The sequence below is a fragment of the Streptomyces sp. NPDC033178 genome (assembly GCF_055577685.1).
In genome coordinates this window covers 255,687-274,759 of sequence record NZ_JBVIPT010000009.1, presented here as the reverse complement: position 1 = coordinate 274,759, position 19,073 = coordinate 255,687, and the positions used below count along the sequence as shown (strand labels likewise).

Genomic DNA, 19,073 nt, shown 5'->3' with positions numbered 1-19,073 from the left:
CCACCGTCCATACCGGTCGGTATGCTCGGCCGGGTAAGCGCGTCACCGTTGCCGCCACCCCCTCCGGGAGGACCCGTGTCCACCACCGCCGACTCCCGAACAGCTCTGCGCATCTGCCCCCTCTGCGAGGCGACGTGCGGGCTCACACTCACCATCGAGGGGACCAGGGTGACGAGTGCGCGCGGGGACCGCGACGACGTGTTCAGTCAGGGGTTCATCTGCCCGAAGGGCGCCTCCTTCGGGGCGGCCGACGGCGACCCCGACCGGCTGCGGACCCCGCTGGTGCGCAAGGACGGCGAACTGCGCGAAGCCACCTGGGAAGAGGCCTTCGACGCCGTCGCGGCCGGACTGCGCCCGGTCGTCGAGCGGTACGGACCGCACGCCGTCGGAGCCGTCCTCGGCAATCCGAACGTGCACACCATGGCCGGCGCCCTCTACCCGACCGTGCTGCTCGCGGGCCTCGGCACCCGCAGCCTCTTCACCGCGTCCACGCTCGACCAGATGCCCAAGCACGTCTCCAGCGGACTGCTCTACGGCGACGCCAACGCGATCCCCGTGCCCGACCTCGACCGCACCGACCACCTGCTGCTGATCGGCGCCAACCCCCTCGAATCCAACGGCAGCCTGTGCACCGCCCCCGACTTCCCCGGGAAGCTCAAGGCCCTCAAGGCGCGGGGCGGCACCCTGACCGTCATCGACCCGCGCCGCACCCGCACCGCCAAGCTCGCCGACCGGCACGTGGCCATCCGCCCCGGCACCGACGCGCTGCTGCTCGCGGCCATGGCGTACGTCCTCTTCGAGGAGGAGCTCACCGACCTCGGGGAGCTCACCGAGCTGGTGCAGGGGACCGACGAACTCCGTGAGGCGGTAAGGGACTTCACCCCGGAGGCCGCCGCCGAGGCCTGTGACGTCGACGCCGAGACGATCCGCGCGCTCGCCCGGGAACTGGCTGCCGCGCCCACCGCCGCCGTATACGGCCGCATCGGCAGCTGCACCGTCCCGCACGGCACCCTGGCCAGCTGGCTCGTCGACATCCTGAACATCCTCACCGGCAACCTCGACCGGCCAGGCGGCGCCCTCTTCCCGCAGGCCGCCACCGACCGGACACCCCGCCCCGCCGGACCCGGCCACGGCTTCGCGCTCGGCCGCTGGCACAGCCGTGTGAGCCGCCACCCGGAGGCCAAGGGCGAACTGCCGATGGCCGCGCTCGCCGAGGAGATCGACACCGCGACCGCCGAGGGCGAGCCGATCCGTGCCCTCGTCGTCATCGCCGCCAACCCCGTCCTGTCGGCGCCCGACGGCGACCGCCTCGACAAGGCCCTGGGCTCGCTCGACTTCATGGTCAGCGTCGACCCCTACCTCAACGAGACCTCCCGGCACGCCCACGTCGTGCTGCCGCCGCCCCCGCCCTCGCAGAGCCCGCACCACGACTTCGCCTTCAACACCCTCGCCGTACGCAACCAGGTCCGCTACACCCGCGCCGCCGTCCCCCTGGAGCCCGGCCGCATGGCCGAGACGGAGATCCTCGCCCGGCTCGTCCTCGCCGCCACCGGCATGCACGGCGCCGACCCCTCCGCCGTCGACGACCTGGTCATCGGCCAGACCCTCGGCAAGGCCGTCAAGGAGGCCCACTCCCCGGCGCACGGCCGCGACCCGCGCGAGCTCGCCGCACAGCTCACCGGCGAGAGTGGCCCCGAGCGACGCCTCGACATGATGCTGCGCCTGGGCCCGTACGGCGACGGATTCGGCGTACGCCCCGAAGGGCTGACCCTGGAGAAGCTGCTCGACCAGCCCCACGGCATCGACCTCGGACCGCTCCAGCCGCGCCTCCCGCAGCCCCTCAAGACCCGTAGCGGACTCGTGGAGCTGCTCCCGGGGCCCCTCGCCGACGACCTCCCGCGGCTCAGGGACGCACTGCGCCGGCGCCCCGAAGGGCTTGTCCTCGTCGGCCGCCGGCACCTCCGCTCCAACAACAGCTGGATGCACAACATCCCCGCCCTCACCGGCGGCACCAACCGCTGCACCCTGCACATCCACCCCGACGACGCCGAACGCCTCGGCGTCACCGACGGGGCGCCGGTACGGGTGAAGGGCGCCGGGGGAGAGGTCGTCGCCCCCGCCGAGATCACCGACGCCGTACGACGCGGGGTCGTGAGCCTGCCGCACGGCTGGGGACACGACCGCCCCGGCACCCGGACGACCCACGCCGCAGAGGACCCCGGCGTCAACGTCAACCAGCTCCTCGACGGCAGCCTGCTCGACCCGCTGTCCGGCACAGCGGTACTCAATGGCGTACCCATCGATATCGCGCCAACAGGCACAACGCCCTGACCTGGAGTTTTGCGCTTATTGCTCGCGTGTCAACATCTTGTTAAGCCTTGTGTGGCCGCCCTAACGTCACTCGAACCGCTGTCCCCGGTGGAAGTTCAAGGGCGAACGTTAGGTATCCACTCATGCTGACCATCCTCGGCTTCACCATGATCGCGACCTTCCTGGTCCTGATCATGATGAAGAAGATGTCGCCGATCGCGGCGCTCGTACTGATCCCGGCACTCTTCTGCGTGTTCGTCGGAAAGGGCGCGCATCTCGGCGACTACGTCATCGAAGGGGTGGGCACCCTCGCGCCCACTGCCGCGATGCTGATGTTCGCCATCGTGTACTTCGGCGTCATGATCGACGTCGGCCTCTTCGACCCGATCGTCCGAGGCATCCTCAAGTTCTGCAAGGCCGACCCGCTGCGCATCGTCGTCGGCACGGCCCTGCTCGCCGCGATCGTCTCCCTCGACGGCGACGGCTCGACGACCTTCATGATCACGGTCTCGGCGATGTACCCGCTGTACAAGCGCCTCAAGATGAGCCTCGTCGTGATGACCGGCGTCGCCGCCACCGCCAACGGCGTCATGAACACGCTGCCCTGGGGCGGCCCGACCGCCCGCGCCGCCACCGCGCTCAAGCTCGACGCCGGCGACATCTTCGTCCCGATGATCCCGGCGCTCGCCGTCGGCCTGGTCGCCGTGATCGCCCTCTCGTACGTCCTCGGCCTCCGCGAGCGCAAGCGCCTCGGTGTGCTGAGCCTCAACGAGGTGCTGGTCGAGGAGAAGCAGCTGGTCGAGGAGCCCGAGACCGAGACCGTGCTGGTCGGCGCCGGTGCCACCGCCTCCGGTGGCCCAGGTGACGGCAAGGTGCACATGACCAAGACCACCGGTGGCGCGGGCTCCGGCACCGACGCCTCCGACGACGACGGCGACGACGAGGAGGACGACATCCGCCTCCAGGGCCTCGACCCGAACCGTCCGACGCTGCGCCCCAAGCTGTACTGGTTCAACGCACTGCTCACGGCGACGCTCCTGACCGCCATGATCATGGAACTGCTGCCGATCCCGGTCCTGTTCGTGCTCGCAGCCGCGCTCGCCCTCACGGTCAACTTCCCGCACATCCCCGACCAGAAGGCCCGCCTCGCCGCCCACGCCGACAACGTCCTCAACGTCTCCGGCATGGTCTTCGCCGCCGCCGTCTTCACCGGCGTCCTCCAGGGCACCGGCATGGTCGACTCCATGGCGAAATGGCTCGTCGACGGCATCCCCGACGGCATGGGCCCGCACATGGCCCTCGTCACCGGCGTCCTCAGCCTCCCGCTCACCTACTTCATGTCGAACGACGGCTTCTACTTCGGTGTCCTGCCGGTCCTCGCCGAGGCGGGCGTGGCCCACGGGGTCTCCCCGCTGGAGATCGCCCGCGCCTCGCTCGTCGGCCAGCCGCTGCACATGTCGAGCCCGCTCGTCCCGGCCGTCTACGTCCTGGTCGGCATGGCCAAGGTCGAGTTCGGCGACCACACCAAGTTCGTGGTCAAGTGGGCCGCCCTCACTTCCCTCGTGGTGCTCGGCGCCGGGATCCTGTTCGGCATCATCTGAGCCTCGGCTCCCAGGAGTCCGGCCCCGGCCGGGCTCACCCCGTTCGTCCGATCCGTCCATCCGTCCGATCCGTCCATCCGTCCAACGGAGGGTGTCACTGTGAGGCCCGGTGGGAACCGCGGCTGGCTGCTCCGCCTCGTCATCGCCTTCAGCTTCGCGCAGGGGGCGGTGTCGATGGCACGGCCCGCCGTCTCCTACCGGGCCCTCGCACTGGGCGCCGACGAGCGCGCGATCGGCGTCATCGCGGGCGTCTACGCACTGCTGCCCCTGTTCGCCGCCGTACCGCTCGGCCGGAGGACCGACCACGGCCGGTGCGCCCCGCTGCTCCCGGTCGGCGTCGTCCTCATAGCCGGGGGCTGCGCCCTCAGCGGTACGGCGAACTCCCTTGCCGCGATGGCGGCCTGGAGCGGGGTGATGGGCCTCGGCCACCTCTCCTTCGTGATCGGCGCCCAGTCGATCGTGGCCCGCCAGTCCGCACCGCAGGACCAGGACCGCAACTTCGGCCACTTCACCATCGGCGCCTCGCTCGGCCAACTGGTCGGACCGATCGCCGCGGGCGCCCTGATCGGCGGCCCGGACATGGCGGGCACCAGCGCCCTCGCCCTGCTGGTCGCGGGCGCCGTCGCCGCGGTCTCGTTCGTCTCGCTGTGGCGGATAGAGCACCGGGACCGGCCCAAGTCCCGTACCGGACGCGGCGACCGGGTCCCCGTCCACCGGATACTGCGCACCCGGGGCGTACCCGCGGGCATCTTCATCAGCCTCGCCGTACTGTCCGCGACGGACATCCTCACCGCGTATCTGCCGGTGGTCGGCGAACACCGGGGCATCGCGCCCTCCGTGATCGGCCTGCTGCTCAGCCTGCGCGCGGCGGCGACCATAGCCTGCCGCCTGGTCATGACGCCCATGCTGCGGCTCCTCGGCAGGGCCGCGCTGCTCAGCACGACCTGTCTGCTGGGGGCCCTCCTGTGCGCCGGGATCGCGCTGCCCGTGCCGGTCTGGGGCCTCGCCGTGATCCTCGCCCTGCTCGGCTTCTGTCTGGGCGTCGGCCAGCCCCTGTCCATGACCACGGTCGTCCAGGCCGCCCCCGACGACGCCCGCTCCACCGCCCTCGCCCTGCGCCTGACCGGCAACCGGCTCGGCCAGGTCGCCGCGCCCGCCGCCGCGGGCCTGGTCGCCGGAGTCGCCGGCGTGGCCGCGCCGTTCGTGATGCTCGGGGCGCTGCTGCTGATCGCCTCGGGGCTCGGACTGCGACAGGGACGTACGGGCGCCGCCGGTCCTGAGCCGGCCGAACGTAGGGGACGTACGCCATCCGCACCGGAGCCCGAGAGACACTGAACAGACCTCTTTCGCACCGGAGTTGGCCCCGACGCCCCTGTTTCACGAGGGGCCCCTCCACAAGGCCCGTCCGATTCCGCCGCAAGTCTTCCCCGGGATGTGTGCGGTCCGTTAGCTTCCGTGACTCATAGGTCTCGTACGACCCGCGAGACCTCCGATCGCGGAGCAACAGCGCCCTGTGAGCCCCCGGGGGTCACGTCCCATGTCACGCGCCATCTCCCTTCGACAGGTCAGCAAGTCCTACACCCGCGGTGTCTCTGTGGTGGAGAGGTTGTCGCTCGACGTCGCACCCGGCGAGTTCCTGGTGCTGCTCGGGCCGTCCGGCTGCGGCAAGTCGACCGTGCTGAGGATGATCGCCGGCCTCACGGACCCCACCGAGGGACAGGTGCGGCTCGACGGCGCGTACGCCAACCATCTGGAGCCCGCCGACCGGGACATGGCGATGATCTTCCAGAACTTCGCGCTCTACCCGACCATGAACGGCCGCGAGAACATCGGCTTCCCGCTGCGCATCGAGACCCCCGGCCAGGACCCGCGCTCGCGCGTCGACGCCACGGCCAAGATGCTCGGCATCGAGGATCTCCTCGACCGCTTCCCCCACGAGCTCTCCGGCGGCGAACGCCAGCGCGTCGCGATGGGCCGGGCGATCGCACGGCACCCCTCCGCGTTCCTGATGGACGAGCCGCTGGCCAACCTGGACGCCAAGCTCCGCAACCGTCTGCGTGCCGAAATCGCCCGTCTCACCAGGGGTTTGGGCGTCACCACGGTGTACGTCACCCACGACCAGGCGGAGGCGATGTCCCTCGGCGACCGGGTCGCCGTCCTGCGCGGCGGTGTCCTCCAGCAGGTCGGCACGCCGCGCACGGTCTACGCGCTGCCCGAGAACGTCTTCGTCGCCGCCTTCATCGGCACCCCGCGCATCAGCCTCCTGCGAGGCGTCGTCCTCGCCCCCCTCGACGGCGCCATGTCGATCGGCCTCGGCCGCCAGGCCCTCGTCCTGCCCGAACCCCTGTGTCTGGACCACCGGTTGCTCCGGGTGCACCAGGGCCACGAGGTCATCGTGGGCCTGCGCTCCGAGGCCGTACGCATCGCCAAGCCGGCGGAGGCCAGGCCCGGTGAGGTGGCGATCAGCGGGCTCGTCGAGCACGTGGAGTTCCAGGGACACGAGGTCCTCGTCCACTTCAACACCGGCTCCCAGCCCGCCGTCGTACCCGACCTGGAGGCACCGCGCCCCGTGGCCCGGCCGCCGCGGCGCCGCCGTCCCGTGGGCGGTGTCCTCGGCCGCCTGAGGGACCGGGCGGGCGGGCTGCGGGCCGGACCCGTCGTGGTCCTGGAGGACCCAGCGCAGGACCAGAGTGAACTGCCGCCTCCCGAGGGCCGGTTGCCCGGAGACCTCATCGTCCGTACGACACCCGACCACGAACTCCGCCACGGCATGCAGGTCCCTCTCCTTGTGGACCTCGGCCATCTGTTCGTCTTCGACCACGAAGGCGTACGGATCTCCCCGGCCCCGGCGCGCCTGCCCGACCTGGAGGACTGAGGCCCGCTAGGTATGCGTTCATGATCATGAACACCATGCGTACCCGCCTCGCCGTCGCGACGGCCTCCGCCCTCCTCTTCGCCGGCGCCCCGGCCGCGTACGCCACACTCACCGACGCCGAGCCCCGCCCGACGGCTCCGACGGCTCCGACGGCTCCGACGGCCAGGGGCGCCGCGTACGTCGAGACCCGCCTCTTCTTCGGCACCGAGCGCCCCGACGGAGGCCCGGCCGTCACCGACGGGCAGTTCATGGACTTCGTCGACCGGCAGGTCACCCCCGCCTTCCCGGACGGACTCACCGTGCAGGACGGCCGCGGTCAGTGGCGCGACAGGAACGGTGTCATCGAGCGTGAGCGGTCCTACGAGCTGATCCTGCTGTATCCCGTGGGGCGGGCGAAGGCCGCCGACCCCGGGATCGAGCGGATCCGGGACGCGTACGAGAAGGAGTTCGGCCAGGAGTCCGTGGCCCGGCTGGACGAACCGACGCGCGCGGACTTCTGAGGTCCGACGGCCCCGTGCTCCCGTGGGGCCCTCGGAGTGCTCCGCCGTGAGCCCTGCGATCGTCCTGGGACCTCCTGGGACCCCTGGTGCCCAAAAACTAACACCGCTAGTTTGGGGTCTCGGACGACGGCTAGGTTGGGCGGCGCAGACGACGCCCCTCCCGGGAGGAACGCATGAAGGCACACGACGGCATGTACATCGACGGCGAGTGGCGCCCGGCCGCCGGGACGGACACGATCGCCGTCGTGAACCCGGCCGACGAGCAGGTCATCGCCCACGTCCCGGCGGGCACCGCCGACGACGTGGACGCCGCCGTACGAGCCGCGCGCGGAGCCCTGCCGGCCTGGGCCGCCACGCCACCCGCCGAGCGAGCCGCGCGGATCGGCGCCCTCCGGGACGTCCTCGTCGCCCGCAAGGAAGAGATCGCCGAGACGGTGACCGCCGAACTCGGCTCCCCGCTGAAGCTCTCGCAGGCCGTGCACGTCGGAGCACCCGTCGCGGTCGCCGGTTCGTACGCCGAGCTGGCCGCCTCGTACGCCTTCGAGGAGAAGGTCGGCAACTCGACCGTCCACCTGGAACCGGTCGGCGTGGTCGGCGCGATCACCCCCTGGAACTACCCGCTGCACCAGATCGTCGCCAAGGTCGCCCCGGCCCTCGCGGCCGGCTGCACGGTCGTGCTGAAGCCCGCCGAGGACACCCCGCTGACCGCGCAGCTCTTCGCGGAGGCGGTCCACGAAGCGGGCCTTCCGGCCGGCGTCTTCAACCTCGTCACCGGCCTCGGCCCGGTCGCGGGCCAGGCACTCGCCGGGCACGAGGGCGTGGACCTGGTCTCCTTCACCGGCTCGACGGCCGTCGGCAGGCAGATCGGCGCGACCGCGGGCGCGGCCGTCAAGCGGGTCGCCCTCGAACTCGGCGGCAAGTCCGCCAACGTCATCCTGCCGAGCGCCGACCTCGCCAAGGCGGTCAACGTCGGCGTGGCCAACGTGATGTCCAACTCCGGCCAGACATGCAGCGCCTGGACCCGCATGCTGGTCCACGACTCGCAGTACGACGAGGCGGTCGCGCTGGCGGTGGAGGCGGCCGCGAAGTACGGAGAGCGCATAGGCCCCGTGGTCAACGCCAAGCAGCAGCAGCGCGTGCGGGGTTACATCGAGAAGGGCGTCGCGGAAGGTGCGCGACTGGTGGCCGGCGGACCCGAAGCCCCGCGTGATCAGGGCTACTTCGTCAGCCCGACCGTCTTCGCGGACGTGACCCCCGAGATGACGATCGCCCAGGAGGAGATCTTCGGCCCGGTCCTCTCGATCCTCCGGTACGAGGACGAGGCCGACGCGCTGCGGATCGCCAACGGCACGGTGTACGGGCTGGCGGGGGCCGTGTGGGCCGGTGAGGCGACGGAGGCCGTGGCCTTCGCGCGACAACTCGACACCGGACAGGTGGACATCAACGGCGGACGCTTCAACCCCCTTGCCCCCTTCGGCGGTTACAAGCAGTCGGGGGTCGGCCGGGAGCTTGGCTCGCACGGCCTGTCCGAGTACCTCCAGACCAAGTCCCTGCAGTTCTAGCTCCAGGAGGGGTGTACGACATGGCCAGTGCGACGCACACGGTTCGCGCCGCGGTCCTGCCCGCCATCGGCTCTCCCTTGGAGATCACCGAGATCGAGTTGCCGGAACCGCCAGGGCCCGGGCAGGTCAGGGTCCGGCTGGCGGCGGCAGGGGTCTGCCACTCCGACCTCTCCCTCTCCGACGGCACCATGCGGGTGCCGGTACCCGCCGTGCTCGGCCACGAGGGTGCGGGGACCGTCGTCTCCGTCGGACCCGGGGTCACGCATGTCGCGCCCGGAGACGGAGTGGTCCTCAACTGGGCTCCCTCCTGCGGCAGTTGCCACGCCTGCTCGCTGGGCGAGGTGTGGCTGTGCGCCAACGCTCTGGCGGGGGCGGGGGAGGTGTACGCGCGGCGATCCTCCGACGGGGCCGCGCTGTATCCCGGGCTGAACGTCGCCGCGTTCGCCGAGGAGACGGTGGTGGCGGGCGCCTGCGTACTCCCGGCACCGGCCGGGATTCCGCTGACGGACGCGGCGCTGCTCGGCTGCGCCGTGCTCACCGGGTACGGGGCCGTCCACTACTCGGCGCGGGTCCGGTCCGGGGAGACCGTCGCGGTGTTCGGGGTCGGCGGGGTCGGTCTCGCGGCCATCCAGGCCGCGCGGATCGCGGGCGCCTCGACGATCGTGGCGGTGGATGTGTCGCCGGAGAAGGAGTCCATGGCGCGGGCGGCCGGGGCGACGGAGTATGTCGTCGCGTCCGACACCACCGCCCGGGAGATCCGTGGGCTCACGGGCAAGCAGGGGGTCGATGTGGCGGTGGAGTGCGTTGGGCGTGCCGTCACGATCCGGGCGGCCTGGGAGTCCACCCGCCGGGGCGGCCGTACGACGGTCGTCGGCATCGGCGGCAAGGACCAGCAGGTCACCTTCAACGCCCTCGAACTCTTCCACTGGGGCCGCACGCTCTCCGGCTGCGTCTACGGCAACTCGGATCCGGCCCGAGACCTGCCGCTTCTCGCCGACCATGTCCGTGCGGGGCGCCTGGACCTGAGCTCCCTGGTGACCGAACGGATCGCCCTGGAGGGCATCCCGTCGGCCTTCGAGAACATGCTGGCGGGGAAGGGTGGCCGGGCGTTGGTGGTGTTCTAGGGGCCGCAACTTTTCCTCGCCCCCGCCGCCCCTACCCATTCCCGTCCCCTGGGGCTCCGCCCCAGACCCCGTGGGGTGCGATTTCGGGTGCGCGCCCGCTGTGGCTGATCGCGCAGTTCCCCGCGCCCCTTTTTGGGGGCGCGGGGAACTGCGCAGTCTTTTGCGGGGGTTCGGGGGCGGAGCCCCCGAGTAAGTGACGGGAATGGGTAGGGGCGGCGGGGGCGAGAAAAACCGATCCCGGCACACCCGTTGACCAACATACCGTCCGGTCAGTACGTTGCCGCGAACGTCCCCGCACCCACCGGAGTGTGCACCGCATGGACACCGCTCCTCCCACCCTCCCCACCACATCCACCCCCGCACAAGACACCAGAAACCGCCGCAAGGTGGCAACGGCCGCCGCTCTTGCCTCAGCCGTCGAGTGGTACGACTACTTCGTCTTCGGCATAGCAGCGGCCCTCGTCCTCGGAGACCTGTACTTCCCCGCAGGCAGCTCCTCCGCAGGAGTCCTCGCCTCGTTCGCGACGTTCGCAGTCGGCTTCCTCGCCCGGCCCTTCGGCGGAGTGATCGCGGGCCAGCTCGGCGACAAGCGGGGCCGCAAACCCATGCTGGTCCTGGCCCTGACCCTGATGGGCGTGGCCACGACGGGCATCGGCCTCCTCCCCACGTACGAGACGATCGGCATAGCCGCCCCGGTCCTCCTCGTCACGCTCCGCGTCATGCAGGGCATCGCGGTCGGCGCGCAGTGGGGCGGCGCGATGCTCCTCGCCACCGAGTACGCCCCGGAGGGCAAGCGGGGCATCTACGGCAGCTTCGTCCAACTCGGCGTCCCCATCGGCGTGGTGAGCGCCAACTCGGTTTTCCTTCTCGCCGGTGCGTTCACCAGCGATTCGGCGTTCGCCGCGTGGGGATGGCGGCTCCCGTTCCTGGTCGGCCTGCTGGTCCTCGTACTCGCCTGGTACATCCACAAGCACGTCGAGGAGACCCCGGAGTTCCGGGCGGCCGAACGGGCCCTGGCCGAGAAGGAGAAGGAGGAGAAGGGACAGCCGGCAGGCAAGGAACCGGGAACAGGCAAGGAACCGGGAACAGGCAGCGGAAAGCGAGGCGACTGCGCGCGGAACTCCCCACTGCGCACCATCCTCCGCGGCCACCTCGGCACGGTCTTCCTCGCGGGCGGCTCGTTCGCCGTGAACACCGCGACCTTCTACATCCTGATCACCGGAGTCCTCGACTACACGACCCGCGAACTCGACATGAACCGCGGCGCCGTCCTCACGGTCTCTCTCTGCGTGAGCCTCACCCAGCTCGTCCTGATCCCCGCGTCCGCCGCGCTCTCCGACCGCATCGGCCGCATCCGGATCTACGGTCTCGGCGCGGCCGGCATCGCCCTGTGGGCCGTACCGATGTTCCTGCTGATCGACACGGGCTCGCTGCTGTGGCTGGCGGTCGGTACGTTCGTCGGCAGCTGTTTCCTCAGCATCATGTACGGGCCCCAGGCCGCCCTGTTCGCCGAGCTGTTCACCCCCGAGATGCGGTACACGGGCGCCTCGCTCGGCTACCAGATCGCGGCAGTTCTCGGCGGCGGACTCGCACCCTTCGTGATGGTGCTCCTGCTGGAGACGACGGGCACGTCGATGTCGGTGGCCGCGTACATCATCGGGCTCGCCGTGATCGCGCTCGGATCGATCAAGGTCCTTGCGGACAGGGCCGGTTCACGCTGAGAAGCAGGGCCGTCTAGGCCTGCTCGCGCTGCGGCTCCGGACTCGTCTCCGGGGCCGCGGCGACCGGCCCGCCGACAGCGGCGGTATCCGCAACTTCCGCTGCAGCGACAGCCGTTCGCGGGCGCGACCGCGACACCGCCACCCCCGCCAGACACACCAGTCCGCCCACGAGCGTGATCCAGCCCGGCACCTCGTCGAGCGCCACCCAGGACATCAGTACCACCAGCGCGGGCGCCGCGTAGGTCGTGGCACCCATCTTCCCGGCCGTCGTACGGGCCAGGGCGAACGCCCAGGTGGTGAACGCGATGGCGGTCGGAAAGACGCCCAGATACAGCATGTTGAGAGTCGCGGACAGCGGGGCGTCGGCGGCATCGGACACCAGCTGCCCCGCGAACGGCAGACAGGCAACCGCCCCGATCGCACAGCCGAACGTCGTCACCTGGAGCGCGGATCCGTGCCGCAGGGCCGGCTTCTGGGCGACCACACCGCCCGCGTACGCCACCGCGGCGAGCAGACAGAGCAGTACGCCGAGCACGGAGGCGCTGCCCTCGCCCGACATCGACAGGCCGACGACCGCCGCTCCCGCGAACGACACGGCCATCCCGGCGAGCAGTCGCGGCGGCAGCCCCTCCTTGAGCAGCCACCCCGCGAGCAGGGCCATGACCAGCGGGCCGATGTTCACCACGAGGGCGGCGGTGCCCGCGTCGACCTTCTGCTCACCCCAGTTGAGCACCACCATGTAGAGACCGAACCAGAGCAGCCCGGACACCACGATCCCCGGCCACGCGGCGCGCGGCGGCAGCCCCTCCCGGCGTATCAGACAGATCACGCCGAGGACCAGCACCCCGGCGAGCAGCCGGCCGAGCGCCAGCGCACCGGGCGCGTACGCCTCGCCGGCACTCCGGATGGACACGAACGCGGAGGCCCACAACAGCACGGTGATCGTCGCGGCCGCGGCCGCGAGCAGTTCCGTACGGCGGGCGGACAGGAGAGACTTCATCACGTTCCAGAGGCTAGGTGGGGTTGCGGGAAAGGGCTCGCGGTTTTTGGCCGGGGCGTTGTGCTCCGCTGAGTACCGTTGTCCGTCTGCGGGCCGGTGGGGGCTGGTCGCGCAGTTCCCCGCGCCCCTGAAGGGGCGGTCAGCGGAGCGTCTCCGACTGGATTCCCAGTAGGTCCGCCAGCGCCCGTTCGCCCTTGGCGGTGACCTTGACGGCTCGCTCCGAGCCGATGCGTACGCACCAGCCCGTGTCCAGGGCGTGCCGGCACAGGGCGGCTCCCGCGACGCCGGCGAGATGGGGACGACGTTCCGTCCAGTCCAGGCAGGCCCGGGCGAGCGGCCGCCGTCCGGAGCGTACGAGGGAGACGCCGAGGCCGTCGAACCAGCGCACCCCCTCGTCGGTGAGCGCGAACCCCGTGTCCTGCCGGAGCAGCCCGAGCCCTGTCAGCGCATCGGTGACGGCGATGCCGAGGCGGCCTGCCAGGTGGTCGTAGCAGGTGCGCCCCCGGGCCATCGCACTGCCCGCGCCGGCTTCACGCAGGGTGCGCGGTCGTACGGCGGTCGTCGGCGCGACCTGGGCGGCGAGGTCCTCGACGAGCTGGGCGACCCGGGCGTCGGCCAGCCGTACGTACCGGTGCCGCCCCTGCCGTTCCTCGGCGAGCAGCCCGCCCGCGACGAGCTTGCCCAGGTGCTCGCTGGCCGTCGACGCGGCGACCCCCGCATGCCGGGCCAGCTCCCCGGCGGTCCACGCCCGCCCGTCGAGCAGCGCCAGCAGAAATCCGGCCCGCGTCTCGTCGGCGACCAGCGAGGCGAGGGCGGCGAGCCCGGCGGCTTCGGCGCGCGCACTGCTCGTCCGGCCGGTACGTGAGGAGGTCATGCACCCAGCATGCGCGACGCATGGTTCGGCGATCGCCGAATGATGAGCGCCCCTCAAGGGGCGCGGGGCCGCATTCGATGTGCGGCTCCTCCCCCACTCTCGGCTTCGCTCGAGCGGGGGGACCCCCACCGTGGGCGCGGCCAGCCACATGCGGCCCGCAGACGGGAAACGGCATCCGGCGCGGAGTGCTTACGTCCCGCGCAGCCCCTCATACTGCAGCGCCAAACCGTCCAGCAGCGCCCTGAGCCCCGTCTCGAAGGCCCGTTCGTCGATCTTCTCCTGCTGTTCGGCGAGGAGATGGGCCTGCCCGAGATGCGGATAGTCGGCGGGATCGTACGCGGTCTCGTCGTCCACGAAGCCCCCGGCGAACGATCCCAGCGCGGAGCCCATCACGAAGTACCGCATCAGCGCGCCGATGGACGTGGCCTGCGCCGGAGGCCACCCCGCCTCGACCATCGCACCGAAGACGGCGTCGGCGAGCCGCAGTCCGGCCGGGCGGCGGCCGGGGCCGCGGGCCAGGACGGGGACGATGTTCGGATGGTCGCGCAGGGCGGCCCGGTAGGAGACGGCCCAGTCGTGCAGCGCGGTGCGCCAGTCGCGCCCGTCCTCGAACATCGACAGGTCGACCTGCGCGCTCACGGAGTCCGCGACCGCCTCCAGGATCTGGTCCTTCGTGCGGAAGTGGTTGTAGAGGGACGGACCGCTGACACCCAGTTCGGCGGCGAGCCGGCGCGTCGAGACGGCGGCCAGGCCCTCGGCGTCCACCAGCGTCCGGGCAGCCCCGACGATCCTGTCGGTGCTGAGGAGGGGCTTGCGCGGTCTGGCCATGGCGCACATAGTAGGGCTGCGAACCGGAAACTAGCAGTGCTAATTTAATGCTGTAGAAGTCATATCGCGGCCGTCACGTGGCCTTCGACCGGGAGGACCCGTCATGAACCTGGGGCTCAGCGAGGAGCAGACCGCCGTCCGGCAGCTCGCCAGGGACTTCGTCGACCGGGAGATCGCGCCGCACGTCGTCGCCTGGGACCGGGCGGAGGAGGTCGACCGCTCGATCGTGAGGAAGCTCGGCGACGTCGGGTTCCTGGGCCTCACCGTCGACGAGGAGTACGGCGGATCCGGCGGCGACCACCTCGCGTACTGCCTGGTGACCGAGGAGCTCGGCCGGGGCGACTCCTCGGTCCGCGGCATCGTCTCGGTCTCCCTCGGCCTCGTCGCCAAGACCATCGCGTCCTGGGGGAGCGAGGAGCAGAAGCGGCAGTGGCTGCCGGGGCTCACCTCGGGCGCGTACGTCGGCTGCTTCGGCCTCACCGAACCGGGCACCGGCTCCGACGCGGGCAACCTCTCGACCAGGGCGGTGCGCGACGGCGACGATTACGTGATCAGCGGCAGCAAGATGTTCATCACCAACGGCACCTGGGCGGACGTCGTGCTGCTCTTCGCCCGCTCGACCGACGCCCCCGGCCACAAGGGCGTCTCCGCCTTCCTCGTGCCCGCCGACACCCCGGGCCTGACCCGCCGCACCGTCCACGGAAAGCTCGGACTGCGCGGCCAGGCCACCGCCGAGCTGGCGCTGGAGGACGTCCGCGTGCCCGCCTCGACGATGCTCGGACCCGAGGGCAAGGGCTTCTCCATCGCCATGTCCGCGCTGGCCAAGGGCCGGATGTCCGTCGCGGCCGGCTGTGTCGGCATCGCCCAGGCCGCCCTGGACGCCGCCGTGACGTACGCGACCGAGCGCGAGCAGTTCGGGAAGACCATCGCCCACCATCAGCTCGTCCAGGAGCTGCTCAGCGACATCGCCGTGGACGTCGACGCGGCCCGGCTGCTCACCTGGCGGGTCGCCGATCTCGTCGACCGGGGCGAGCCGTTCGCCACCGAGTCCTCCAAGGCCAAGCTCTTCGCCTCGGAGGCCGCCGTGCGCGCCGCGAACAACGCCCTCCAGGTCTTCGGCGGCTACGGCTACATCGACGAGTACCCGGTCGGCAAACTGCTGCGCGACGCCCGCGTGATGACTCTCTACGAGGGCACCAGCCAGATCCAGAAACTGGTCATCGGGCGTGCGCTGACGGGGATTTCGGCCTTCTGAGTACGCGTCTGAGTACGCGAGCGGATGTGGTTCGGGCCACGTGGGCCGACTCTGGTGCGCATGAGTGAGACACCGGTCAAGCAGCAGAACACCGCCGCCTTCTACGGCCAGGCGGTCCTATCGTTCGGCGTCGCCGTCGTCGCCACCACGATCGGCATCTTCAAGCTGGAGGCCGACACCTGGGTGCGCGCCTTCCTGGGGATCGCCGTCCTCTACCTCGTCACCTCCGCCTTCACCCTCGCCAAGGTGATCCGCGACCGTCAGGAGGCCGGGCAGATCGTCAGCCGGGTCGACCAGGCCCGGCTGGAGAAGCTCCTCGCCGCACACGACCCCTTCGAGAAGCTCTGAAGCGCCGGGCGGGTTTCCCACGCCTCTGATCGGGCACTCTAAGCGCCCGCTCAGTATCGGAGGTATGGTGTTCGTTCTGCCAGTGGAAGGGGCGAACCAGCGATGAGTACGGCGGAGGAGACGGCCGGTGCGGAGATGCCGCCGTGGGCCGAGGTCACCCCGGACGCGGCCCGGCGGCTGCTCGTCGCCGCCGTGGAGGCCTTCGCCGAGCGCGGGTACCACGCGACGACGACCCGTGACATCGCGGGCCGGGCGGGGATGAGCCCGGCCGCGCTCTACATCCACTACAAGACCAAGGAAGAACTGCTCCACCGGATCAGCAGGATCGGCCACGAGAAGGCCCTGGAGATCCTGCGGACGGCGGCCCAGGGCGAGGGCGGTGCCGCCGAGCGGCTGGCGGACGCCGTGAGCTCCTTCGTCCGCTGGCACGCCGGGGGGCGTACCACCGCCCGGGTCGTGCAGTACGAACTGGACTCCCTCGGCCCGGGCGCCCGGGCCGAGATCATCGCCCTGCGCCGTCAGGTCGACGCCGAGGTCCGCGGCATCATCCAGGACGGCGTCACGGCCGGCGACTTCGACGTCCCGGACATCCCGGGCACCACCCTCGCGGTCCTCTCCCTGTGCATCGACGTGGCCCGCTGGTTCAACGTCAACGGCACGAGGACGCCGGAAGAGGTGGGCTCCCTTTACGCGGACCTGGTCCTGAGGATGGTCGGGGCCAGGAAATAGCCCGCTGGGTCACTCGCGCCGCGCAGAGCGCCCCTTTGGGGGGTGCGGGGCTGTGACATCCGCGGCTCCGCCGCGGGGCGCGACCGGCCCCAGCGCACCCGCAGCCGACGCGCGACCGGTCAGAAGTAGTACCGAGACACCGACTCGGCCACACAAACCGGCTTGTCGCCCCCCTCGCGCTCCACGGTGAAGCCCACGGACACCTGCACCCCGCCCGGCACCTCATCGACACCGGTGATCTTCGCCGTCGCGCGCAGCCGCGACCCCACCGGCACCGGAGCGGGAAAACGAACCTTGTTCGTCCCGTAGTTGACGCCCATCTTGACGCCTTCGACGCTGATCAGCTGAGGCCCGAACAGCGGCAGCAGCGACAACGTCAGATACCCGTGGGCAATGGTCGTCCCGAAGGGACCCGCCGCGGCCTTCTCGGGGTCCACGTGAATCCACTGGTGATCCCCTGTCGCGTCGGCGAACAGGTCAACCCGCTTCTGGTCGACCTCCAGCCAGTCGCTGTACCCCAACTGCTCATCCACCGCCGCCTTGAGCTCGTCGGCGGACTTGAAGATCCTCGGCTCTGCCATGTCCCTGGCCTCCCGCGTAGCAATATCTAAGCAACTGCTTAGCATGGTAGGGCGAGGATCGTCTGTCAACGGACCGGAAGCGTGACGCGTGACGGGGAAGGCGGGCGAGCGCGCTCGACGGGATGGGTAGGCTTCGAGGGGTGCCCCAGATTCCCGAGAAGATCCACGAACTCACGGTCGGCCAGCTGTCGGCCCGTAGTGGCGCCGCCGTCTCGGCCCTGCACTTCTACGAGTCCAAGGGCCTGATCAGCAGCCGCCGCACCACAGGCAATCAGCGCCGCTACCACCGCGACGCACTGCGCCGGGTCGCCTTCGTACGGGCCGCGCAGCGTGTCGGGATCCCGCTGGCCACGATCCGTGACGCGCTCGCCGAGCTGCCCGAGGAGCGCACGCCGACGCGTGAGGACTGGGCCCGCCTCTCGGAGGCCTGGCGGTCCGAACTCGACGAGCGCATCAAGCAGTTGGGTCGCCTGCGTGACCACCTCACGGACTGCATCGGCTGCGGCTGTCTCTCGCTGGAGACCTGCGTCCTGTCCAACCCCGACGACGTCTTCGGTGAACGGCAGAGCGGCTCCCGCCTGATGGTGGAACGCCCGGGCGCCAGGAAGCAGCGCGAGCAGCCGGAGAGGGAGCCCGGGGACTGCGGCTAGGGACTGCGGCTGAAGCAGCCCCCGGGTTCCTCTCCTCACTCGTACTCCGTGCCGCCCTTGCGCGTCAGGTACGCCGGGCTGACCGCCTTCGCGACGGCCCGGCCGCCCGTCACCGGGCTGTACCGCTCGGTGGCGGGCCTGATCACGACACCCTCACGCAGATGCAGCCCCCGCCCGGACACCGTCTCGCGCCCGGAGGCGAACTCCAGGACGCGGCCGATGTCGTACGGACCCTCGTAGAGCCGTGGCACGAGCGGCAGCTCACCCGTGAGCAGCTCCGTCGCGTCCAGCCAGCGGACCTCGCCGTCGATCTCCGCGGACACGTCGAACACGGCGTACCCGAGCGTCTCGCGGCGGCCGTCGGCGCCGTAGGTGAGGTCCTGTACGCCCGCTCCGTACACCTCGCCGAAGACACCGACCCGGCGCGCCCCGAGCCGTTCGGCGAGCCGGGCCGCGGCCGCCGCGACGCCGTGGCCGTGGACCGCGCGCCAGTACAGGTTGCGCGGGTCCTCCGTCAGGGCCAGGTACTTGGCGCCGAAGCCCTTCGAGGAGACCTGGGCGTGGCCGTCCTCGGCGAAGTACGTGAGCAGGCAGGCGGAGCCGTGCAGCTTCTCGGTCAGGACCACGTCCTCGCCCGGGGCGAAGATGTCCGGGTAGCGCTGGATGTTCTCGATGTCGACCCAGGGCAGCAGATCGGGAGCCGGCTCGACCTCGCCGTCCATCGTGGGCGGTATCGGCGGCACCCACTTGGTGATGCCGAGCCGCTCCGCGAAGTCCGTGCCGTCCGCCGCGGCCCGCGCGAGGTCGACGCCCGCCAGCGCGTTCGGCCGACAGACGATCCCCTGCGACAGCTCGCCGCGCAGCCGCACCGCCTTCACCCGGTCCGACCTGCTCCCCGCGAGGCGTCCGGTCAGCCCCAGCTCCTCGATCAGCTCCTCGGGCAGCACGGACTGCTCGGGGATGTAGACGGCGGTCTCACCGGTGCGGTACACGCCCTTGGCGACGACTGCCCGGTACAGGCCCACCTGGGCCAGTTCGAGCGCGTCGGCGTTCGGATGCTCGTGGACGGTCAGCACTTCGGCGGTGACGCGCAGCGTCGACATGGCGGGACTCCT

17 protein-coding genes are annotated in these 19,073 nt (G+C 71.1%); 12 read left to right on the top strand and 5 right to left on the bottom strand.

Annotated elements, in window-relative coordinates:
* Window positions 1-75 precede the first annotated feature (75 nt).
* The 8 genes from ACZ5VQ_RS23725 to ACZ5VQ_RS23690 all read left to right on the top strand — a co-directional run bounded on the left by ACZ5VQ_RS23725 (window position 76) and on the right by ACZ5VQ_RS23690 (window position 11,693).
* Window positions 76-2,331, top strand: coding sequence for a molybdopterin oxidoreductase family protein (locus ACZ5VQ_RS23725; RefSeq protein WP_469106602.1), 2,256 nt, complete (start codon window positions 76-78; stop codon window positions 2,329-2,331).
* Window positions 2,332-2,453: 122 nt separating this feature from the next.
* Complete coding sequence (locus tag ACZ5VQ_RS23720; RefSeq protein ID WP_469106601.1) at window positions 2,454-3,911, top strand: CitMHS family transporter; 1,458 nt, start codon at window positions 2,454-2,456, stop codon at window positions 3,909-3,911.
* 99 nt (window positions 3,912-4,010) lie between these two features.
* Window positions 4,011-5,246, top strand: a complete 1,236-nt coding sequence (locus tag ACZ5VQ_RS23715) for an MFS transporter (protein WP_362080401.1) — start codon at window positions 4,011-4,013, stop codon at window positions 5,244-5,246.
* A 202-nt stretch (window positions 5,247-5,448) separates the two neighbouring features.
* Window positions 5,449-6,786 (top strand): ABC transporter ATP-binding protein, encoded by a 1,338-nt coding sequence (locus ACZ5VQ_RS23710; RefSeq protein ID WP_469106600.1) that lies wholly within the window; start codon window positions 5,449-5,451, stop codon window positions 6,784-6,786.
* A gap of 20 nt (window positions 6,787-6,806) precedes the next feature.
* Complete coding sequence (locus ACZ5VQ_RS23705) at window positions 6,807-7,286, top strand: DUF3574 domain-containing protein (RefSeq protein ID WP_469106599.1); 480 nt, start codon at window positions 6,807-6,809, stop codon at window positions 7,284-7,286.
* A 173-nt stretch (window positions 7,287-7,459) separates the two neighbouring features.
* Window positions 7,460-8,848: an aldehyde dehydrogenase family protein gene (locus ACZ5VQ_RS23700; RefSeq protein WP_469106598.1), complete on the top strand. Its 1,389-nt coding sequence runs from the start codon at window positions 7,460-7,462 to the stop codon at window positions 8,846-8,848.
* Window positions 8,849-8,868: 20 nt separating this feature from the next.
* Complete coding sequence (locus tag ACZ5VQ_RS23695; protein ID WP_469106597.1) at window positions 8,869-9,972, top strand: Zn-dependent alcohol dehydrogenase; 1,104 nt, start codon at window positions 8,869-8,871, stop codon at window positions 9,970-9,972.
* A gap of 317 nt (window positions 9,973-10,289) precedes the next feature.
* Window positions 10,290-11,693 carry an MFS transporter gene (locus tag ACZ5VQ_RS23690; protein WP_469106596.1) on the top strand — a complete coding sequence of 468 codons (1,404 nt, stop codon included), beginning with the start codon at window positions 10,290-10,292 and terminating at the stop codon, window positions 11,691-11,693.
* A 13-nt stretch (window positions 11,694-11,706) separates the two neighbouring features.
* Here the strand turns inward: ACZ5VQ_RS23690 and ACZ5VQ_RS23685 are convergent, their stop codons facing one another.
* The 3 genes from ACZ5VQ_RS23685 to ACZ5VQ_RS23675 all read right to left on the bottom strand — a co-directional run bounded on the left by ACZ5VQ_RS23685 (window position 11,707) and on the right by ACZ5VQ_RS23675 (window position 14,395).
* Complete coding sequence (locus ACZ5VQ_RS23685) at window positions 11,707-12,693, bottom strand: DMT family transporter (RefSeq protein WP_469106681.1); 987 nt, start codon at window positions 12,691-12,693, stop codon at window positions 11,707-11,709.
* Window positions 12,694-12,832: 139 nt separating this feature from the next.
* Window positions 12,833-13,567 (bottom strand): ArsR/SmtB family transcription factor, encoded by a 735-nt coding sequence (locus ACZ5VQ_RS23680; protein WP_469106595.1) that lies wholly within the window; start codon window positions 13,565-13,567, stop codon window positions 12,833-12,835.
* A gap of 189 nt (window positions 13,568-13,756) precedes the next feature.
* Window positions 13,757-14,395: a TetR/AcrR family transcriptional regulator gene (locus ACZ5VQ_RS23675; RefSeq protein WP_469106594.1), complete on the bottom strand. Its 639-nt coding sequence runs from the start codon at window positions 14,393-14,395 to the stop codon at window positions 13,757-13,759.
* Between the two features lie 103 nt (window positions 14,396-14,498).
* Here ACZ5VQ_RS23675 and ACZ5VQ_RS23670 point away from each other — a divergent pair, with 103 nt between their 5' ends.
* The 3 genes from ACZ5VQ_RS23670 to ACZ5VQ_RS23660 all read left to right on the top strand — a co-directional run bounded on the left by ACZ5VQ_RS23670 (window position 14,499) and on the right by ACZ5VQ_RS23660 (window position 16,727).
* On the top strand, window positions 14,499-15,650 hold the full coding sequence (locus ACZ5VQ_RS23670) for an acyl-CoA dehydrogenase family protein (protein ID WP_469106593.1): 1,152 nt from the start codon (window positions 14,499-14,501) through the stop codon (window positions 15,648-15,650).
* 60 nt (window positions 15,651-15,710) lie between these two features.
* Window positions 15,711-15,998 (top strand): YiaA/YiaB family inner membrane protein, encoded by a 288-nt coding sequence (locus tag ACZ5VQ_RS23665; RefSeq protein ID WP_055612233.1) that lies wholly within the window; start codon window positions 15,711-15,713, stop codon window positions 15,996-15,998.
* A 102-nt stretch (window positions 15,999-16,100) separates the two neighbouring features.
* Window positions 16,101-16,727, top strand: a complete 627-nt coding sequence (locus ACZ5VQ_RS23660; RefSeq protein WP_469106592.1) for a TetR/AcrR family transcriptional regulator — start codon at window positions 16,101-16,103, stop codon at window positions 16,725-16,727.
* Between the two features lie 119 nt (window positions 16,728-16,846).
* Here the strand turns inward: ACZ5VQ_RS23660 and ACZ5VQ_RS23655 are convergent, their stop codons facing one another.
* Window positions 16,847-17,308, bottom strand: coding sequence for a MaoC family dehydratase (locus ACZ5VQ_RS23655; RefSeq protein ID WP_469106591.1), 462 nt, complete (start codon window positions 17,306-17,308; stop codon window positions 16,847-16,849).
* A gap of 140 nt (window positions 17,309-17,448) precedes the next feature.
* Between ACZ5VQ_RS23655 and soxR the strand changes: the two genes are divergently transcribed.
* Window positions 17,449-17,958: a redox-sensitive transcriptional activator SoxR gene (gene soxR, locus ACZ5VQ_RS23650; protein ID WP_469106590.1), complete on the top strand. Its 510-nt coding sequence runs from the start codon at window positions 17,449-17,451 to the stop codon at window positions 17,956-17,958.
* A gap of 35 nt (window positions 17,959-17,993) precedes the next feature.
* Here the strand turns inward: soxR and ACZ5VQ_RS23645 are convergent, their stop codons facing one another.
* The gene (locus ACZ5VQ_RS23645) at window positions 17,994-19,061 is read right to left on the bottom strand and encodes an RNA ligase (ATP) (RefSeq protein WP_469106589.1); all 1,068 of its coding nucleotides are present in this window, start codon (window positions 19,059-19,061) and stop codon (window positions 17,994-17,996) included.
* Window positions 19,062-19,073 lie beyond the last annotated feature (12 nt).